Origin of the sequence: Aquimarina megaterium XH134, assembly GCF_000520975.1 — a bacterium.
In the GTDB taxonomy this organism is placed as follows: domain Bacteria; phylum Bacteroidota; class Bacteroidia; order Flavobacteriales; family Flavobacteriaceae; genus Aquimarina; species Aquimarina megaterium.
The window spans coordinates 1-2953 of the sequence record NZ_JACB01000109.1 but is presented as its reverse complement, the minus strand read 5'-3'; the positions used below and the strand labels follow the sequence as shown (position 1 = coordinate 2953).

Genomic DNA, 2953 nt, shown 5'->3' with positions numbered 1-2953 from the left:
TACACATAGAAGTAGCCATAAAAGACATATTCGAATTTAATACCATAGACGAATTAGCATCACATATAGAATTTATTAACCTGGATCTGGATGAAGATCAAAACGAGGATACAGAACAATATAATGTAACCATAGAAATATAATTCTACTTTGTCATCTTATAAATGACTTGCTAGAAATGCGTTAGGGATAGCAGTGTAAAGCCCGGAATCCAATGCTAATTGGATGAGGACTTGTAACGCATAGCCCGACCCTAGGGGGAACGCCCAAAGACGATAAAGCAGCAATGACTTTAGCTATAAATGAGCTATACTATTAAGTCCAAGATCAATCAAAACAAAGTTTCGATAATTCTGTAAATCATATGAAAACTGAGTTACATGATTATTGGCAAATTCTACCTGACCTTTAAAACAATAAAATATAAACGATGAAACGAGAAGTTTTAAATATTTTAAAAGAAGCAAATAAAAATAACATAAAATTAGTAGTAAATAAGGGGGCACTAACTGTTAAATCCATAAATCCAATTGATGCTGATTTACTTCAAAAAATTAGAAATAATAAAGAATCAATTATTCAATATATAGAGAAGTATCAAGGAGAAAAGAAGGGAAATGCTTTAAAAATTAAACCTTACGATCGAGATGCTATCAACAAAGTTCCTTTGTCATTTAGTCAGGAGCGCTTATGGTTTTTGGATCAATTACAAGGCAATAGAGCTTACCACATACCTGTAGTTTTAAAGCTACAAGGAGCATTAGACTTGGATGTATTAGAGAGTTCGTTAAAAACAATTATTGCTCGCCACGAGATATTACGAACGGTTATTTATTCAGAAGAAGGAATAGGTTACCAAAATGTGATTTCTGAAGATCATTGGACTTTAGAAAAAAATGTAATAGAAAGTGAAAAAGATATTGAAAAGGAAATAACTTCTTTTATCGAGCTCCCTTTTGATTTATCAAAGGATTACAAGTTTAGATCTGTTGTGTATGATTTGAGTGAAGATCTTTATGTGTTCGTAGGGGTTTTTCATCATATTGCCAGTGATGGTTGGTCAGAAGGAGTGTTTATCAATGAATTTATAGAGTTGTACAGTGCATCACAAAAGAATAGAACCCCTGTATTGCCAGAATTATCATTACAATATGCGGATTATGCAGTATGGCAACGATCACCTATTGTAAACAAAACAATAGAAGGAGAACTTTCCTATTGGGAAGAGAAATTGAAAGATGTTACTCCTTTATCATTACCTACCGATTATCTGCGACCATCAATTCAGAGTTATGAAGGTGCAAGTATAACCACTACATTGGATGTCGACCTATGTCGTTCTTTACAGGATTTTTGTCAGAAAGAAAAAGTTACTTTATTCATGACCTTACTGTCAGGCTTAAAAGTATTGTTGTCTCGATATAGTGGTCAAGAGGATATTTGTATAGGTACTCCTATTGCAAATCGTACGCAATCAGAGTTAGAAGATATGATTGGGTTTTTTGTAAATACCTTGGCGTTACGAAGCGACCTGACAGGTAATCCAAGTTTTGAAGAAGTTGTTTCCAGGGTTAAAGAAACAACACTGAATGCTTATGACCATCAATTAGTTTCTTTTGAACGTGTCGTTGATCGTGTTGTATCCACACGCGACATGAGTATGAGTCCACTGTTTCAGGTATTGTTTGTGTTACAAAACACCCCAGAACAAACGGATTTATCCTTAGAAGAGATTGCGATTTCTACGTATGAACACAAAGAAACTACCTCTCAATATGATATTACCTTTAATGTTTTAGAGAATGATTCCGACATTTCATTACAGGTAGAGTATTGTACAGCTTTATTTGATAGCGCTACGATAGAACGTTTGTTAGTTCATTATCAGGAGTTACTACAAAGAGCGGTTCAAAACAGTAAAGTTCCCATTCATTCCATATCCTTGTTAGAATCAAAAGAACGAGAAACAATACTTCATAGTTTTAATGATACGAAAGTTGTATACCCATCAGGACAGACATTAGTAACTCTGTTTGAATCTCAGGTAGAAAAACACCCAGAAAGGAAAGCTGTATTTTTTGAAGGAAAAAACCTGACATTTAAAGAACTGGATGATCGTTCTAATCAATTAGCACGTTATCTTCTTGATCAGAAAACCAAGCCAGAAGAATTAATAGGAATTTGCGTAGAGCGTTCTATAGAAATGGTCGTTGGTATTTTAGGGATTTTAAAAGCAGGAGCAGCATATGTGCCGATTGATCCAAATTACCCTTTGAGTCGTATTGATTATATGCTTGATGATGCAGCTATTGATATGGTGTTGACTACAAGTGATATTGTATCTGTTTTTAGTGAAAGAGAAAAATTAAGCAAAGTTTTATTAGATGAGCATTGGGATGTTATCGAGCAGTTGGATATCAGTGCAATACCCGAAAATTCTAATCCAGAACATTTGGCATATGTTATTTATACATCAGGGAGTACTGGTCTTCCTAAAGGAGTTATGATTGAGCATCGTAGTATTGTCAATACTATTTGTTCACAGATATTGGCTTTTTCAATTACAAAAGATGACCGGTGCCTTCAATTTGCCAGTTCTTCTTTTGATGCTTCTGTATGGGAAACTTTCATCTCACTGCTTGGAGGAGCTTCATTATATATCGTAAATGAGGAAGATAAGTCAGATGTAACTTCTTTTGGAAATTTTGTCAAAGAACATTCGATTACAGTTGCTACTTTACCCCCAGCATTTTTGCAAGTATTAGCTATTGATTCCCTATCTAGTGTACGTACTCTTATTACAGCAGGGGAATCTATATCTGTAGATTTGGCAAAGGCATTTTCTGAAGGGCGTACCTATATTAATGCATATGGTCCTACAGAAAGTAGTATTTGTGCCACTACATTCTCTGGGGTAATAGAAAATCGTGTCCCAATCGGAGTTCCGATTTCC

General features: G+C 34.7%; 1 protein-coding gene. It reads left to right on the top strand.

The genetic code is table 11. From position 1 onward, the window contains the following. Window positions 1-430: 430 nt before the first annotated feature. Window positions 431-2953: non-ribosomal peptide synthetase (locus Z053_RS0127265; RefSeq protein WP_025668139.1), on the top strand; the 2523-nt coding region annotated here is incomplete at its 3' end.